The 15,590-nt window shown below is 65.2% G+C and carries 13 protein-coding genes; 3 read left to right on the top strand and 10 right to left on the bottom strand.

Features of this window, described 5'->3' with window-relative positions; translation table 11 throughout:
* The coding region (locus ACYP33_RS29020; protein WP_459624812.1) for a hypothetical protein at positions 1-2,345 on the top strand (2,345 nt) is incomplete at its 5' end.
* A gap of 11 nt (positions 2,346-2,356) precedes the next feature.
* Complete coding sequence (locus ACYP33_RS29015; RefSeq protein ID WP_459624811.1) at positions 2,357-3,448, top strand: DUF6708 domain-containing protein; 1,092 nt, start codon at positions 2,357-2,359, stop codon at positions 3,446-3,448.
* A gap of 191 nt (positions 3,449-3,639) precedes the next feature.
* Here ACYP33_RS29015 and ACYP33_RS29010 read toward each other — a convergent pair whose 3' ends face one another.
* The 10 genes from ACYP33_RS29010 to ACYP33_RS28965 all read right to left on the bottom strand — a co-directional run bounded on the left by ACYP33_RS29010 (position 3,640) and on the right by ACYP33_RS28965 (position 14,172).
* The gene (locus ACYP33_RS29010; RefSeq protein WP_459624810.1) at positions 3,640-5,193 is read right to left on the bottom strand and encodes a methyl-accepting chemotaxis protein; all 1,554 of its coding nucleotides are present in this window, start codon (positions 5,191-5,193) and stop codon (positions 3,640-3,642) included.
* Positions 5,194-5,291: 98 nt separating this feature from the next.
* Positions 5,292-6,257, bottom strand: coding sequence for a VOC family protein (locus ACYP33_RS29005; protein WP_414448043.1), 966 nt, complete (start codon positions 6,255-6,257; stop codon positions 5,292-5,294).
* A 14-nt stretch (positions 6,258-6,271) separates the two neighbouring features.
* Entirely contained in the window at positions 6,272-7,768 is a 1,497-nt protein-coding gene (locus ACYP33_RS29000; protein ID WP_459624809.1) for an aldehyde dehydrogenase, read from the bottom strand.
* Between the two features lie 15 nt (positions 7,769-7,783).
* Complete coding sequence (locus ACYP33_RS28995) at positions 7,784-8,611, bottom strand: aspartate dehydrogenase (protein WP_459624808.1); 828 nt, start codon at positions 8,609-8,611, stop codon at positions 7,784-7,786.
* Positions 8,604-10,262, bottom strand: coding sequence for a thiamine pyrophosphate-binding protein (locus tag ACYP33_RS28990; RefSeq protein WP_459624807.1), 1,659 nt, complete (start codon positions 10,260-10,262; stop codon positions 8,604-8,606). Before ACYP33_RS28990 ends, ACYP33_RS28995 begins: the two co-directional genes overlap by 8 nt.
* Positions 10,255-11,049 carry an SDR family oxidoreductase gene (locus ACYP33_RS28985; RefSeq protein ID WP_459624806.1) on the bottom strand — a complete coding sequence of 265 codons (795 nt, stop codon included), beginning with the start codon at positions 11,047-11,049 and terminating at the stop codon, positions 10,255-10,257. Before ACYP33_RS28985 ends, ACYP33_RS28990 begins: the two co-directional genes overlap by 8 nt.
* A complete protein-coding gene (locus ACYP33_RS28980) occupies positions 11,050-11,910 on the bottom strand; it encodes an IclR family transcriptional regulator (RefSeq protein WP_414441414.1) in 861 nt (286 codons plus the stop codon).
* Positions 11,907-12,815 (bottom strand): alpha/beta fold hydrolase, encoded by a 909-nt coding sequence (locus ACYP33_RS28975; protein ID WP_459624805.1) that lies wholly within the window; start codon positions 12,813-12,815, stop codon positions 11,907-11,909. Before ACYP33_RS28975 ends, ACYP33_RS28980 begins: the two co-directional genes overlap by 4 nt.
* A 10-nt stretch (positions 12,816-12,825) precedes the next feature.
* Positions 12,826-13,365, bottom strand: coding sequence for a cupin domain-containing protein (locus ACYP33_RS28970; RefSeq protein WP_414441412.1), 540 nt, complete (start codon positions 13,363-13,365; stop codon positions 12,826-12,828).
* Between the two features lie 36 nt (positions 13,366-13,401).
* The gene (locus ACYP33_RS28965) at positions 13,402-14,172 is read right to left on the bottom strand and encodes an SDR family oxidoreductase (protein WP_459624804.1); all 771 of its coding nucleotides are present in this window, start codon (positions 14,170-14,172) and stop codon (positions 13,402-13,404) included.
* Between the two features lie 389 nt (positions 14,173-14,561).
* On the opposite strand from ACYP33_RS28965, the gene ACYP33_RS28960 reads away from it, so the two are divergent.
* A partial coding sequence (locus ACYP33_RS28960) for a porin (protein WP_459624803.1) occupies positions 14,562-15,590 on the top strand: 1,029 nt, incomplete at its 3' end.

The following is a 15,590-nucleotide window of genomic DNA, read 5'->3' as shown; positions in this document are numbered from 1 at the left end:
CGCAGCGGGCCAACGGCAAAGGGCTGGTATTTGCGCTGTTCGATCCGATCGGCATCACGGCGACATTGAACGGCATTCGGAACCGAAAAGCCGGTGAGCTGGCCCACTATCAAAAACAGCATGTGCGCGAACGCTTTGTGGGCGACACGATTTTGGGTTTGAGAAAATCGTTCGAGGATCAGGGCGACGCGGCGTTGTGGACCAAAAAATTCGGCAGCCGCTACGACGCAGCGAAGCTCGATAGCGATCTGATCGCACAACAGAACGTCACGAACGGTTATGACGCGCAGCTGAATGTGTTGGCCGACGACGTGGCGAAGTGGAATGGGGCTTACCGGGAAGATTTGCGCTGGAAAGACTTCGACGAGAAAAATGACGCGTCGATGTGCGACATGCAGGACGCGTTTGCGCAGTGTGTGCTGGGCATGGGCAAAACAAAGGCGGAGTGCGACCTGTGGGACACATGGTTGCTGGCCGAGCCAGACGATCTTCTGGCGCCGCTATGGAAATCGCTTGCGGGTTCCGCACCGGGCCTGTTGACCACCGTGCTGGGTTCGGGGCTGCCCGACATTGGCCGGATGGACAAGATCACCGACACGCTCAAAGGGGCCATCGACGTCAATCAAGACGTGGCCAATCTCGCCGCGAAGATGAAGGAAATGCAAAGCAGGTTCGCGCAAGCGCACGCGAAGTTTGCATCATGGCGGGAGAATCGGGCGCTTGGCGAGTCGCAAGGCCTGATCGGGATGGCTGCGGGTGCGCAATTGATGCGCTTTGCGAAGGTACATCCGGCCGAGTTTGAAAAGGTCGGCTATTACCTGATGATGATCATGACCTCGACGACGACGATTGCGTTCGATAGCCAGACGTTGATCGTGAATAGCGTGAACGATCTGGTGATGAAGATGTATCGCGCGGTGCGCCCGCCAACAGACGCACCGTTGAAGGTAGTGAGCGCAGCCGGGCAAGCCAGCAAGCGGACCTTTGTGGCGAGTGCGGAAGGGGCGGTTCAAGTCATCGAGACGCAGGTGATCGAGCGAAGGATGGCTTTGGGTATGTGGTTGCCGGCCGAGGCGGTGGAGAGTGAGGCAGTCAAGGCGGTGCCGAAGGCAATGCCGTTGCTGACGGAGGCGCAGAAGGTCAATCCGTTCGAGAAAGTGCTGGATCTGACGAGATCGAGGTTGTCGTGGGTCGGGTTTGTGCTGGCGTGTCTGAATATGACGAGCGCGAGCATGACGCTTGCGAACACGACGGCGGGTGATTCGCTCGATGCGCGGAATAGCGTGTGGGCGGGGTTTACGTCGGGTTCGTTGCTGTTGCTGGCCGCTTCGTTTGAATTGTCTGTGAAGGCATTAGAAAAAGGCTTTATCAATCGCTTCCTTTGGATGAATGCAAAGCAGGTGACGCTTGCGGGCGGACTGTTGGGAGCGTTTTCGACTGCTGCCGAAGGGGTGCAGATGTTTTATAAATATCGTGATCGGCAGTCGGTGGGGAATACGGAGGCGGCGGGCGATTATTTAAGTTCATTTATGTATTTTTCGATTGGGGCGGTTTCCTCATTTGGTGGCGCATTAGCTGCCGGTTATGCCGCGAACGTATTTGTCGGAGCGTTGTCTTTACTCGAGCCAGTAGGAGCCGTCGCCTTCGCTCTGATTCCGGTCGGTGGCTGGATTATCGCCGGCATGCTTTTTATCGGTGCGGGCTGCTATTTCGCGTATCAAGCGGGTGTCGAGACCAGCACACCGTTGCAGGACTGGGTCGCCCAAAGCCACTACGGAACCGCACCGAGTCGATACTTGGATCCTGCGAAGGAAATGAATGAGTTGCGCGATGCGCTGTATGCGTACAGCCTGGAAACCGACTGGGTGGCCGCGCCATTCGTTTTGGGGTTGGGGCAGGTGGGACCAAACGGCTTCGATACGGTGCGCTTCACGCTGACCTTGCCCGGGGCGAGTACGTTGAGCGTGATTCGTTGCGCCATCTCGATCAAATCGCGTTCGAGTAGCCAGATTATCTTCAACGAAGAGGTTCATCCTACCGCTGCGTTTAAAGGTGGTTTGATGGATCCGCATATGCCGGAAATGAAGGCGATGCCGACTGGCCCGAAGAAGCCGATGACGTTTTACTGGGACGAAGTGCCTCGGCTGCGTAAGACTGCATCAGGGAGTTACCAATATAGCGGCGTGCTGCGCGTGGATCCGTGGCAGTACACCAGCGCGTCAATTGATCTGCTGTACCACCCCGATCCGGCAGATCCCCAGTTTGTGATTCCGAGTTCGGGTAATCCAGTCACGGTAACGCGTAGCGCGATCACGGATATCTCTTTGATGCCGATCGTGATGTGAGGGGAAGTCAAGTGAATACGATAGACAAGAAAGGCGGTAAATGGGCTAAGCGGATGCGCAAGATGGGCACGTATGGCCCGCTGGATCGTGCGTTGCGGCGGTGGCGTTTCCTGGGTTCGGTGCGTTCGAGCACCGGTGTGAGACCGAATGGCGATGCGATGGTATATCGGATGAACGAGACCACGTTGGAAATTGGCCAAGGAGTCAATACCTTTAAGGGAATGATGGGGTTTGCTGGATTTATTTTTTTTTGGTTTTCCATATTCACAACATACGTCACGATAAGTACTGTTTCTGAATTTGGGCCGCCAAGTATTTTTAGAATTATCTTTCATGGAGCGGTGTCAGTTTTTTTTATTTTTATGGGATTATTGTGTTTGTCGGTTTTTACCAATGATTTTTTCGGCTACACCGACGCCCTGCTCCGCTTCGATCGCGTGCACCGCAAAGTCTGGATGTTCGTTGGCACGCGCGAGCCCATCGAGCTGGATTGGGACCGCCTGAAGCCCGTATCGCAAAGCGTCACGCCCTCGGCGGGGAACATCAATACATTCCGCGCCGTGTTGCTGGTCGATCTCGACGCGGACGGCGACGTGAAATTCGAAGGCCGCTTCCCGCGTATCGCAAGCCTCGGGCAGACGGCATTGAATGAGCAAGAGGCGATTGGCCAGTACGAATACGTGCGCCAGTTCATGGAAAACGGCCCACACGGTTTGCCGCTATGCAAAACGTACCTGGAACACCGCAGCAATTTTCGGACGATGGTGGGATTCGGCGCGCTGGACCAGATCCGTGCTTATCCGGCGAGCGATGAAGACAATCATCTCAAGAAGATTGTGTTGGCGACGTTGTTCTGGAGCGTGATGAGCTGCGCGTTTCTACCGTTCTCGATGTCAACCTGGCTGGCGTACCGCCTCAATCGTGTGCCCAAATGGCCAGCCCGAATCGAAGCCTATGCGGCAGAAGGCGGCCCGCTACATCCGCCCGAGGGTGCGCACTCGCTGAATCGATCGATTATCTGGCGAGAGGTGCCGTTCATCGTGCTGTGGCTCGGCACCGCGTTCAGTGTGTATGGGTGGGTTGCCTCGCATTTCATTGGATGAGTTCTGTGAATGTTTCACGCTGTCTTTGCCCGAGGGCGAGCACGTCGAGAGCGATTTGTTGCGCTATCTCGATCAAATCGCGTTCGGGTAGCCAGATTATATTCAACGAAGATGTTCGCCCCGCCGTTACGTTTAAAGATGGCCCAGAAAATCACCGAAACATAAGCTCAAATCCGCAGTGCGAATAAAATCTAAGCCCCCTGCCCCCCCATCCGGAACGCCGCCGTCAACTCGCGCAGCGTATGCGCCTGATCGGCCAGCGCCGTGGCCGCCGCCGCGCTTTCCTCGACAAGCGCCGCGTTCTGCTGCGTGACCTGATCCATCTGCGTGATCGCCAGCCCGACCTGCTGGATGCCGTCGCTCTGCTCGCCCGAGGCCTGCGCGATCTCGGTGACGATGCGGGTGACGCGGTCGATGGCGGTGTCGATCTGCGCCATCGTCGTGCCAGTGTCCTGGATCAAGCCGGCGCCGGCCTCGACGCGCGAGGTCGCCTCGGCGATCAGCGCGCCGATCTCGCGCGCCGCCGTGGCCGAGCGCTGCGCGAGGCTGCGCACCTCGCCGGCCACCACCGCGAAGCCGCGCCCTTCCTCGCCGGCCCGCGCGGCTTCCACCGCCGCGTTCAGCGCCAGGATGTTGGTCTGGAACGCGATGCCCTCGATCGTGCCGATGATGCCGGTCATGCGCGCCGAGCCGGTGTGGATCGCGCGCATCGTCTCGATCATGGTGCCGACCGCCTCGCGCCCGCGCCCGGCCAGCTCGGCCGCGCTGCGCGCCAGCTCGCTGGCCTGGCCCGCGTTGTCGGCGTTCTGGTTGACGGTCGCCGTCAGTTGCTCCATCGCGGAGGCCGTCTCGCTGAGCGACGCCGCCTGCTCCTCGGTGCGCTGCGACAAATCCTGATTGCCGGCCGCGATCTGCTGGGTCGCGCCGGCAATCGCCTGCGACCCCGAACGCACGGCCGCCACCGTGGCGGCAAGGCTGGCCTGCATGCCGGCCAGCGAACGCAGCAGCGTGGCCATTTCGTCGTTCGAGCGGATCTCGACGCGGGTGGTCAGGTCGCCCGCCGCAATCGCCTCGAACTGCCGCATCGCCGAGGCCAGCGGCGTCATGATCGCGCGCCGCAACGCGCGCCAACCGAACCACGACACCACCAGCGCCAGCACCAGGCTGGCGATGCAGATCGCCATCAGCACGTGAAAGCGCGCATCCGAATGCCGCCCGGCCGCGCTCGACTGCCGGTCGAGATAATCCTCGAGCGCGCCCTGGCTCGCGTTCATGGCAGTGTAGAGGCCGATCAGTTGCTGCGCGCGTTGTGCGTCCATCCAGCCGGTGTTGCCGCTGCGGATCGCCGCGATCAACTGATCGATCGCATCGCGACGCACGGCGGCGCGCTTGGCGTCGAGGTCGTCGGTTAACGCGGCCAACTCGGGCGATTTGGGCAGCGCGCGAAAGCGTTTCCACCCGTTGTCCGAATCAATCAGCAGCGCGGCGGCGCGATCCAGTTGCGGCACGAGCTGTGGCGATTGCGGGTTCGCGATCGCCCAATCCAGCCCGAAGCGCGCGCGCGACATGGCCGTGTTCGATTTGCCGAGCGCCACGGCCGAGGCGTAATAGACGTCATACGCTTCGTGCTGCGAACGATTGCTGGCGTTCATGCCGGCGATGCCGATGCCGCCCGTGACGATCAGCAGCAGCGCGAGAAACAGCACGATCGCGGCGATCCGGGCATTGAGGGTGAAGTGTTTCATCGTCGGGGTGAAGGGGGGAGGAATGGCGTGCCCGGCGCACGCGCAGGCCAGCGCCCGCCGCCGCGCACGATCGGCGGCAACGGCGGGCGCGAGCTACGTCAGCTTTTTCGGTCGGTCATGAACTGGCCTTCCGGCGCCTTCGCCTCGACCTGACGGCGCGTATGGCCGTCGAGGCCGCCGTCGACGGCCCATTCGGCGAACACGGTCGGGCCAGGCTCGAAATCGCGCGGCTGCCAATCGGGCGTGAGTTGATCCTCGTCGGCGTAGTACTCGATCAGCCCGCCGGCCGGGTTCTTGAAGTACCAGAAATACGCCGACGAGACCGGATGCCGCCCCGGCCCGAGCTGCGTTTGCCAGCCGCAGCGGCTGATGTGCAGGCCGCCGCCGAACACCTCGTGGATGTCGCGCACGGTGAACGCCACGTGATTGAGGCCCTTCTTGCCGTTCGGCAGCGCCAGCAGAAAGATGTCGTGATGGCCGCCGTGCGGCGCGCAACGCATGAACGCGCCGCGCTCCGGGTAGCGATCCGACATCTCGAAGCCGAGCCGTTCCTCGTAGAAGCGCTGCTGCTCGGCCAGGCAGTTCGTGAAGAACACCACGTGGCCCACCTCGACCGGCTCGGCGTGGTCGTACACCGGGCTCGGCGTATCGACGCGCAGCGGCGCCTCGCCCCACACGTTCGACGGCGAACCCTTCACGTCGATGGCGCGCTTGCGCGTGACTTCCACGCGAATCGCCATGCCGGCCGGATCGGTGCAGCCCACGGCCGCGTCGGTCGCGTAGTAACCGGGCGCACCGGCCAGGCGCTCGCGGTACAGCGCGAGATCGGCCGCGTTCGCCACGCCCCAGGTCACTTCACGCAGCGTCGGGCCTGCCTCGAAAGCCGGCGGCAGCGACGGGTCGTCGGCCTTCACGGCCAGCACCGTGCAGCCGTTCAGCGTTTCAAAGCGCGCGCGGCCGGCGTCGTGCGCGACCTCGCGCATGCCCCAGTCGGAAAAGAAACGGCGGCAGGTATCGAGATCGTCGACGCCGTAGGTGATCTGTTCGATGCCCAGAATCGTCATGTTGCCTTGCCCCTTTAGTTCGCCCACGCCAGCGGCGCGTCGTTCAAGCCCCAATAGAGGCTCTTCTGCTGCATGTACTCGCGAATCCCGAGCCGGCCCTTCTCGCGGCCCATGCCGCTGTCCTTCCAGCCCGAGAACGGCGTGGAGATCGAGAACAGCTTGTAGGTGTTGATCCACACGGTGCCGGCTTCCAGCGCGCGCGCCACGCGCCAGGCGCGCTTGTAGTCGCGCGTCCAGATGCCGGCGGCCAGGCCGAACACGCTTTCGTTGGCCTCGGCCAGCAGCGCGGCCTCGTCGTCGAACGGCATCGCCACCAGCACCGGCCCGAAGATTTCCTCCTGGCAGATGCGCGCGCTATTGCCCAAGCCTTCGAGAATTGTCGGCTGATAAAAATAACCGTGCTCGCGCCCCTCGCCCACCGGGCGCTCGCCGCCGCACAGCAGGCGCCCGCCCTCTTCCAGCCCGATCGCCACGTAGCGCTCGACCGATTCTCGATGCTTGGCGGTGATCAGCGGCCCCATCTGCGTGCCCGGCAGCGACGGATCGCCGACCCGCAGCTCGCGCGCCTTCGCCACCAGCCGCCGCATGAATTCCGCGTAGATCGGGCGCTCGACGAACAGCCGCGAACCGGCGATGCACGCCTCGCCCGACGAACTGAAGATGCCGTACAGCACGCCGTTGACAGCGTGATCGAGATCGGCGTCGGCGAACACGATGGTGGGCGACTTGCCGCCCAGCTCCAGCGACACCGGCATCAGCTTCTCGGCGGCGATGCGCGCGATGCCGCGCCCGACGTCCGTGCCGCCGGTAAACGACACCTTCTTGACGAGCGGATGACGCACCAGCACATCGCCGATCACCGAGCCCTTGCCGGGCAGCACGCTCAGCACACCCGGCGGCACGCCGGCTTCCTCGCAGATGCGGGCCAGCGCGAGCGAGGCCAGCGGCGTGACTTCGGCCGGCTTGAGCACCACCGCGTTGCCGCCCGCCAGCGCCGGCGCGAGCTTCTGCGCGTCGGAGGCGATCGGCGAATTCCACGGCGTGATGGCCGCGATCACGCCGATCGGCTCATGCACGCTCATCGTCAGGTAATCGCCGCGCGAGGGTGTCAGTTCTTCGTCGAGCGTTTCGAGGCAGGCCCCGTAATAGCGGAACGTATTGGCGGCGCTCGCCACCAGCGCGCGTGTCTCGCCGATCGGCTTGCCGTTGTCGCGGCGCTGCAACTGCGCGAGCGCTTCGTGGCGCGCCGTGATCAGGTCGGCGATGCGGTACAGCACCAGCGCGCGCTGATGCGGCTTGAGGCCGGCCCAATCCGCGCGGCGCCAGGCCAGGTCGGCGGCTTCCACGGCGTCGCGCGCATCGTCGGCGTCGGCCGTGGTGATTTCCGCGTTGACCGAGCCGTCGGCCGGATACCGGCTCGCGAACACGGCGCCGCGGCCGCGCTTCCACACGCCGCCGACGAAGATCTCGTCGGTCGGCACGAGCGTGGCGATGATGTCCTTGTCTGACATGTCGGGCTTCCTCGTTCAGATCACACAATGGGCCGCGCGGTTACGCAGCGCGCGAATCGCGCTGAATGCCGTCAGCGCGGAGGTTTTCGGGTTGTCGGGCAGCGGCTTGCCGCACATTTCCAGCGACATCTCGCCGAACGCGCCGGTGGCGACGATGCGGTGCACGTTGCGCGTGACCTGCGGATCGGCAATCAAACGCACGCGCGTGTGGTCGAGGCCCAGGCCCGCCAGCGCGACGGTGGCCGCCACGTTGGCGTTCTTCGGGTACAGCCGCGCGGCGTCGCGCGCGCTGCCTTCGAAGATCACGCGGGCCTCGGTGAGCGCGTGCAGGTCGCACACCGCCTCGGCCGGCGTGCCGAGCCAGCCCACCGGCGGCTTGCGGCCGGTGTACTGCACGTCGTCGAGGCCGCCTTCCTTGGCCGACGCGAGCGCGTCGATGCCGCCGATCGCGCCCGACAGCAGCGAGACGGTGGCATTGCCCTCGGTGGCCGCCAATTCCAGCGCTTCGAGCAGCGCCAGGTCGGACAGCGCGCCGATCGACGCCACCACGCAATCGGTGCCGGCCTTCAGCAGCGGCACCACGTGATCGATCAGCGCGCCGTGGCCCGCGCATTCGAGCGCGAAACGCGGGCGGTGCGCGAGCGCCGCGACCGAGCTGACCACGTCGACCTCGGGGCCGGTGATGGCGCGCACCATGTCCCGCTGATGCTCGGGCACCACCACCTGCGCCACGCGCACCAGCGGGTCGGCCGCGACGGCGCGATACACCGTCTGCCCGATCGCGCCGAAGCCGATCATCGCCACCTCGATGCGGCGGCCGGGCGACACCGCGGAATCACGCATGTTGGGGCTCCTCTTTCTTGACCGGCGGGCCGGCGAACGCGGTGGCGAACGAGCCGATCGACAGCATGTCCACCTCGACCATCACCGGGCCGCTGGCCGCCATGCCCTCGCGGATCACGGCCTCGGCCTGATCGAGCGACGAGATGCGGTAGTGGGTCAGGCCGAAGCTCGCGCAGAACTGCGCGAACTCGGGCTGGTGCAGTTGCACGTAGCAGCGGCGGCCGCCGTATTGCGCGTCCTGGATGTTGCGGATCACGCCGTAGCACTGATCGTTCATCAGCACGATCATCACGTTGGCGTTTTCCTGCACGGCCGTGACCAGTTCGCCGACGTTGACCATCAGGCCGCCGTCGCCCACCAGGCTGACCGTTTTGGCGGCGGCGTTGGCGAGCGCCGCGCCGATCGCCATCTGCACGCCCTGCCCGATGCCGCCGCCCAGCGCATGCACGCCCGCGCGCGGCTCGAAGATCTTCAGCATGCGGTTGCCCCACGTGCTGTTCGAGATCGTCACGTCGCGCACCCAGTTGAAATCGCGGCCCACGGCCTGCTGCAGCGCCTCGACCAACTGGCGATACGGGCCGAGGCCCTTGCCGGTTTCGGCCACGGCCACTTCGCGCACCGCCGCGAGATCCTGCGCGAACGCCGGATCGACGTTCAGGCGGCCTTCGAGACGCGTGGCCAGTTCGTCGAGAATGGCGGCCGCATCGCCGTGCACGAACTGCGTGTTGCGATAGCCGCGGTTGTCGGCCAGCGCGTCGGCGTCGATGCGGTACAGCGGCTGCGGCAGCGCGAGCTTGTACTTCAGCGTTTCGTTGCCGCGCAGGCGCGAGCCCACCACCAGCATCGCGTCGCAAGTGCGATAGAACGCCTCGACGCTCGGCTGCACGTTGAACGCGCCGAGCGTGGCCGGATGATCTTCCGGCAGCACGCCGCGACCCTGCACGCTGGTCACCACGCCGAAACCGAGCCTGACGAGCCGCTCGACCTGCGCGCGCGCATGGCGGGCGCCGCCGCCGAGCCACAACAGCGGGCGCTTGGCCGATGCGAGCGCCTCGGCCAGTTGCTCGACGCGTTGCGTATCGTGGGTCGGCAGGCTCACGTGCGGCGCGCTGAGATCGGCCGGCCATTCGATCAGGGCGGCCTGGATGTCGATCGGAATCTCGACGCTGACCGGGCCGCTCGGCGCGGTTTGCGCCACGCGCACGGCTTCGCGCACGATCGACAGCGCCGTCTCGACCGAACGCACGCGATAGGCGGCTTTCGAAATCGACGACAGCATCGTGAGTTGGTCGGGCGCTTCGTGGATGTAGGCCAGATCCTGATCGAGATACTGCGTCTCGATCTGCCCGGTGATGTGCAGCAGCGCGGTGCCGGCGGTCAGCGCCTCGACCATCGCGCCGGCCGCATTGCCCGCCGCCGTGCCGGTGCTAGTGAACGCCACGCCGAGCCCGCCCGACACACGCGCCAGGCCGTCGGCCATGTTCAGCGCGCCGGCTTCGCCGCGCGCGCCGACATAGCGGATGTTGCCGCGCGTGTTGATCGCGTCGAGGATCGGCATGTTGTGAATCGAGATCACACCGAAAGCGGTCTGCACGCCGCATTGTTCGAGAAAAGCGGCGATCAGTTCGCCGACGGTCGTGGTATTAGACATGACGTGCAACGCCTCCAGAAACATCGATATGGCTGCCGGTCGTGTAGGACGACAGCGGCGTGGCCAGATAAAAAAGCGCTTGTGCGGCTTCTTCGGGGCGGCCGAAACGGCCGAGCGGAATCTTCTTTTGACGCGCGAGTTCGCCGGTCCAGTCGTCCCAGCTCTGGCCCGGCTGCGCCTGCGCCTCGTAGCGGCGGCGCCACTGCCCCGATTCGACGATGCCGATCAGGATCGAGTTGACGCGCACGCGGCGCGGTGCGAGCTCCACGGCCAGCGACTTGACGAGGTTCAGCACGCCGGCGCGCGCCGACGAGGTGGCCACCATGTGCGGCTCGGGTTGCAGCGCGAGCAGCGAGTTGACGCAGACGATCGCGCCGGCGGCCGCTTCGAGCATCGGCAGGAACGCCCGCGTGGGGCGCACGATGCTGAAATACTTGAGGTCGAGTTCTTCGCGCCAGGCGTCGTCGCTGGTATCGGCGAAGGTGGACACGCGGCCCTGCCCGGCGTTGTTCACGAGCATGTCGGCGCGGCCGAACGCGGCCTGCACCGCTTCGGCGAAGCGCGCGACGTCGTCCGCATCGAGCACGTCGCAACGCGCGGCCAGCAGCTTCGCGTCGGGGAAGGCATCGCGCAGCGCGCGCTCGGCGTCGGCCAGCCGGCCGGCGTCGCGGCCGCAGAGGGCCACCGATGCACCCGCCTGCAGGAACAGCCGCGCGGTGGCGAGGCCGATGCCGGACGAGCCGCCCGTCACCACGGCCACCTGCCCTGTGAGGTCGATCTGAATCATTTAGATTTCCAAAGCGTTCATGAAGCGTTGTTCCGCCGGCGGCCGGTAGTTGAGCCGCAGCGAGAGTTGATGCGCGGTGGCCCGCACCTGCTCGATCAGCCCGCTGGCCGGCAGCGTGGTGTCGAAATGGGCGCGCGGCACCGTGGCGGTCACCACCGCGACGATCCGCCCCGCGTCGCCGAACACCGGCGCGCTGACCACCGAGATGCCGTGCTCGAACGACGATTCGCTGGTGGCGTAGCCTTGCTCGGCGTCGGCGCGTGCACGCTCGAACAGTTCCTCGACGGTGCCCGGCGTGTGCTGCGTGAAGCGTTGCAGCGTGAGCCCGGCGTACAGCGCGCGCAGTTCGTCGAGCGTCAGGTCGCCCATCAGCACCTGGCCGTGGGTGGTGGCGTGCGCCGGCAAGCGCGTGCCCACGTTCACCTTGACCGCGCTGAACGCGGGCGCGTGGCTCTGCGCCTTCGCGACGAACACCACGTCGCGGCCATCGCGAATCACGATATGCGTGGACAGGCCCGTGCTGTCGCGCAAGGCCTCGATCAGCGGCAGACCGAGGTCGGTCAGCTCCAGCGAACTGAGGTATTCGAAGCCGAGCCTCAGGATCGCCACGCCGAGCCGGTAATTGCGCTCGCCGTTGGCGCGCTCCAGAAAGCCCAGCGATTCGAGCGTCTGCAGCAGCCGGAACACCGTGGTGCGCGGAATGCCGAGCCGGCGCGACAGTTCGGGCGCGCCGAGGATCGGCTCATGCGCCGAGAATTCGGTCAGGATGCGCAGGCCGCGATCGAGGCCCGGCACCAGGTAGTTGATCTCGCCCGGCCCTTCGATGGCGGCCGGTGCGCGCTCGGTCGATGCCGGCGTCATGCGTTCGTCTCCCGGTGGTGCTGCGATCGGTGCTGTGATTCATTTGCTTCGCACTGCTTGGCGAATGCGTCGATCAGCGTGGTGTAGGCGTCGGGCGACTCGATATAACCGGCGTGGCCCGCGCCCGGAATGGTTTGCAACGGCACGCCGGCCGCCTGTGCGATGCGTGCGCAGGCCTCGGGCGGCGTGATGCCGTCCTGCGCGCCGACCGCCACCGCGATGCGGCCACGGTATTGCGCCACGTCGGCGGCCAGATCGGCATTGGCGAGCAGGTGCGTGGCCTGCGCGTAGCCTGCCGGCACGATGCGCGCCATGTTCCAGCGCACCCACTGCCGCGCCGGCTCGCTCGCGTGCGGCGACAGCATGTTCGCGCTGCGTTGGTCGGCCAGCCCTTGCGGGCCGAGTTCGGTCAGCATCGCGAGGCGGCTGTCGCGCTTTTGCGTGCGAACGGCTTCGCTCGCCGCACCGTAACCACCGGCAGGCGACAGCAGCAGCAGCCCCGCCACGCGGCCCGGATGCGATGCCGCGAAACGCCCCGCGACGATCGCGCCGAGCGAATGTGCGACCAGCACGCAGCGCGCGATGCCCAGCGCATCGAGCCAGCCTGCCAGCGCCTCGGCGTAATCCGCGGCGTGCGGCGAAGCCGGGCCGACCGGTGTCGATTCGCCATAGCCCGGCGCATCCCAGGCCAGCACGCGGCGCGCGGCGCCGAGCGCCTCGAACTGCTGCACCCACGACGCCGCGCCCGAGCCGATGCCGTGCAGCAGCACCACCGGCAAGGCTTCGGCGCGATCCGCGCCGGCCTCGCGATACCCGATGGCGCGCGACGGCGCGACGTCGATCCGGCGCTCGGCAAACGCCGCGAGCCGATCGCCGAACGCTGGCAGGCTGTGCTGGTCGTGCATGGGCGGCCTCTTATTTCGCGAGTTCGCGCTTGATCTTCGCGAGCGGCGAATCGGGCGGATAGGTCGGCGTGACCGGCTTCGGCGAACCGAGCATCACGCACATCAGCGCGTCCTCCTCGCCGACGTTGATTTCCGTGCGATAGACACCCGGCGGCACCGAAATCAGATCGCGCTCGCCCAGCACCGATTCCCAGGTCTCGCCGTCGCGCTCGCAGACCACCTTCATCTTGCCGCGCAGCACGAAGAAGATTTCTTCGACATCCATATGAATGTGGCTCGGGCCGATGTTGCCGGCCGGAATCACCATCGTCGAGAACGTGAAGCCGCCGGCCGGCACCGTGTTGACGTCCTTCGCGACACCGGTGCCGCCGGTGCCGACGTAGCGCATCTGCGCGCGGCGGTATTTCGGGTCGTAGTCGGCCTGGAACTTCAGCGCGTCCCAGTCGTAGCGGCGCGTGGCGAAGCGCGCGACGCGCGCCTCCATCCACTGCTCGAAGCTCGCGTCGGCGGGCTGGTCCCACGATTTACGTTCGATATCGGCATCGGCCATCTTCATTCTCCAAATAGGCTCGCGCAGCGGCGAGCGTCAGTTCATTACAAAGCCGCCGTTGACCGGCAGCACCTGGCCCGTCAGATAGCGCGCGGCGTCGGACAACAGGAACAGCACCGGCCCGGTCACGTCCGCGGGCACCTGGGCACGCGAGATCGCGCGGCCCTGCTGGTAATGCGCGTGGCGCTCGGCAGGCACGTATTCGGTGGCTTCGACTTCGGTCAAGCCCGGCGCGACGGCGTTCACGGTGATGCCATGCGCGCCGAACTCGCGCGCCAGCGAACGCGTCATCGCGATCACCGCGCCCTTGCTGGCGACGTAGGCGAGCAGCTTCGGCGCACCCCACAGCGCCGTGTCCGAGGCGATGTTGACGACCGCCGCGCTCGCCGATTCGCGCAGGTACGGCAGCGTCTCGACGCACATGCGCCAGGTGCCGCGCACGTTCACGTTCATCACGGCGTCCCACGTTTCGAGGCTCAATTCCTCGGCAAAGCGGCCGCCCGAATTGGTGATCGCGGCGTTGTTGACGAGCGCATCCACGCCGCCCAGCCGTTGCGCGGCGGTGGCGACGAACGCCTGGATGCTGGCGTCATCGCTCAGATCGAGCGCGACGAACTGCACGCGGCTGCCGAGCCGCTCGGCAAGCTGCTGGCCTTCGTCGTGCAGCACATCGCCGAACACCACGTTCGCGCCGGCCGCGGCCAGCGCCTCGACGAACGCCGCGCCCAGACCGCGCGCGCCGCCCGTGACGATCACGCGCCGGTTGTCGAGCCTTGCATCGGTGTCGCGACAGGTTGGGAGATTCATCGTTCCCCTCCGTTCATTTGTTCCACATAAGGAACAGTGGTTTATATGTGGTCATTATAAGGTTGCCGGCCACGGGTCAAAAAGAAATTTGGCGGCATCAGGGAAAACACTAGCGTGCCAGCGCGTATCGTTATAAAACCCCTTCCTGCAAGGATCGAAAGCAATCTGTTGCATCGAGACGAATTCGGGTAAGCCCGAGCACCAAGCTTTTTTTGTCCACGCTCGCATCTCATTATAATTTCCATAGGAGATACGTTGTTCCTTATATGAAACAAACAAGGCAAGCAGGAACATGCATTTCCGCGACGTGGCACGCCGACTATTTGCGTTGGCGGCGCGTCGCCCCACCAGGCTCTATCGAACGACCATATCTATTAGGAGTACGGACTGTGAAGCGCATCATTGCTGCCGGGGTGGCAGGTCTTGTGGTTAGCGCGACGGCGTCGGCGCAGAGCAGCGTCACGCTGTACGGCAGCCTCGACGCGGGGGTGGCCTATATCAGCAACGTCGCCGGGCATGCGAAGTGGGAAGAGGAGCAAGGCAACACGCAGCCCGACCGCTGGGGCCTGACCGGCACGGAGGATCTCGGCAGCGGCTGGCGCGCGGTGTTCAAGCTCGAAAACGGCTTCTATACGAACACCGGCAGCTTCGCGAAGGCGGGCACCCTGTTCAATCGTCAGGCCTATGTCGGCTTGAGCCAGAACCGCGTCGGCACGCTGACGCTCGGCCACCAGACGCCGTTCAACTTCGACGTGCTCGGGCCGTTCAGCACGGCGTATCAGGGGCAGAGCTGGTTTGCGTTCCACCCGGGCAATATCGACGAGCTGGCCGACACGGGCATCGTGCCGTTCGACAACTCGGTGAAGTTCCGGTCGGTGGATTACTACGGCTTCAGCGTGGGCGCGATGATGGGCCTCGGCAACACCACCAACTTCGCAACAGGCCGCAACTACGGCCTGACGCTGACCTATGCGCATGGGGGGCTCAAGGCCGGCGCGGTGTACTCGAACGAGAGCAATCGCACGCCGTCGATCGTCACCACCGGCATCACGAGCTTCCAGGGCGTGGCGGCCGCCAACTACACGGCGGCCAAGGTCGAGAACATGGGCGCGGGCTTGTCCTACCAGATCGGCAAGCTGCTGCTGCACGGCGTGTATACGCACGTGAAACTGCAATCGGCGGGCTTCTCGGATATCTACCAGAGCTACGACGTGGGCGCGAACTATCTGGTCACGCCGTTCAACAACGTCGGGGGCGGGGTGTCCACCACCACGCTGTCGGGCCGCCGCTGGACGCTGCTCGAGATCGGCGACACCTACTCGCTCTCCAAGAGCACCCAGTTGTACGTGAACGTGATGGTCGAGCACGCGAACAGCAATGCGAACGCGGCGTTCTTCACGGCCGGCGTATCGGGCGGA

This window comes from Burkholderia sp. 3C (genome assembly GCF_054589155.1).
This window is presented reverse-complemented; position numbering and strand designations above follow the sequence as displayed.